This is a genomic window from Thermoanaerobaculum aquaticum (genome assembly GCF_000687145.1).
Classification (GTDB): Bacteria; Acidobacteriota; Thermoanaerobaculia; order Thermoanaerobaculales; family Thermoanaerobaculaceae; genus Thermoanaerobaculum; species Thermoanaerobaculum aquaticum.
This window is the reverse complement of the sequence record NZ_JMFG01000054.1, coordinates 1-1428: the sequence shown is the minus strand read 5'-3', so window position 1 is coordinate 1428 and position 1428 is coordinate 1. Positions and strand designations below refer to the sequence as shown.

The 1428-nt window shown below is 66.2% G+C and carries 1 protein-coding gene; it reads right to left on the bottom strand.

Features of this window, described 5'->3' with window-relative positions; genetic code table 11:
- A partial coding sequence (locus EG19_RS13935; protein WP_038050592.1) for a PKD domain-containing protein occupies positions 1-1428 on the bottom strand: 1428 nt, incomplete at both ends.

Sequence of the window (1428 nt, the reverse complement as noted above, 5' to 3'; positions counted from 1 at the left end):
CCAGCGGCCCATTGGGGATCACCTCCAGCGTACCCACCGGGTTGGGGCTCGGAACCCCGGGGAACAAGTCCTCCAGGCGGAACTGCTGCAACGAACGGGCCGGCACAAAAAGGTCGGTGCGCTCGGCCAGCTTGCTGCCGTTGGCGTCGTAAAGCCGGGCGGTGGCGTTCACCCCCTGGCTAGGTGTTGCAAGCCCCACGTTGGTGCGGAAGCCGTCCTGCGTTCGCACGCCGGTAACCACCTTCCTTTGGCCGGTGATCCCGGTGAGGGGCAGGACCGGAACGCCCTGGCCGTAGCTTCCGGCTCCAGCCACGGGGGTGTACACCCGGCAGGCGGCGGCGATGGGCTGGGTGCTCACCACGCTTAACGAGCCCTTAGTGTTGCTCACGCCCAACAGCGAAGCAAAAAGCCGCTTGATGACCACCGAAGAGCGAGCCGGCAAGGCCACCGTTCGGGTGACGGTGCCCCCTCCCTGGTTGTTGCGGTTTTCCGGCAAAAACTCCAAGCTCACCGTGGCCGACTGCCCGCCCAAGTTAGCCAAAGCGAGATCGGTGTCCCAAAACACCACCCCTTGCACCGAGGCGACCACTGGCACGTGAAGTACTCCGGCCGGGGTGGAAGCCTGGAGGTACACCGCGTCGTGGGAGACCTGGTCCACCACCGAAGCCCAGGGGCTCCCCGGCCCCGAAAGGGTGACCACCACGGTCATGGGCACCCCTTCTTGTGCGGCGCTGGGGAAAAGATCCGGCAAGCGCCACTGCTGCTGGTCGTAGGCACCGATGCTCCGGCTCACCGGGCCGGCCACCTTGCCCTGGGTGCCGCGGTAGAGCTCAAACTGGGCCGTTACGCCGCTGGGCCCGGCGGTCACGCCCAAATTGGTGCGAAACGCGCTGTCTTCAAAAAGACCGGTGAAAACGTAGCTCCCTGCAGGAAGCGGCTCCCCGGCGGGGATGCCTTGGCCCAAGCGCTTGCCTGCTTCGCTGGAAAAAGTGCGGGAAAACACCGCCGGGGCCGGCCCTTCCCGCGGGGGCACCAGCACCAGGGATCCCCGTCCGTCCCCTTGGCCAAAAAGGCTTGCCACTGCATCTTCCCAAAGGAGGGCCTGGCGAGGGCCAAGGTTTACGCTCCGGGTGACGACGGTGCCGCTGCCGGAGCGGCGGTACTGGGCGGTGAGCGTCAAGGGCACGTCTCCAGGGTTTGCCACCACCACATCCGAGCGCCAAGGGGTACCGATGCCCGAGACCCTGGCAATCACCGAGACCACTAGTGGTTCTTGGGGCTTGCGCACCGTGAGGGCTTTTTGCTTTTGCGAGCTGCCACCCGGGCCGGTGACCGTGAGGGTTACGGTGAACGTGCCGGCGGCGGCATACACGTGGCTGGGGTGGGTTTGGTTGGAGCTGCTGCCGTCCCCAAAGTTCCAGGAGGAGC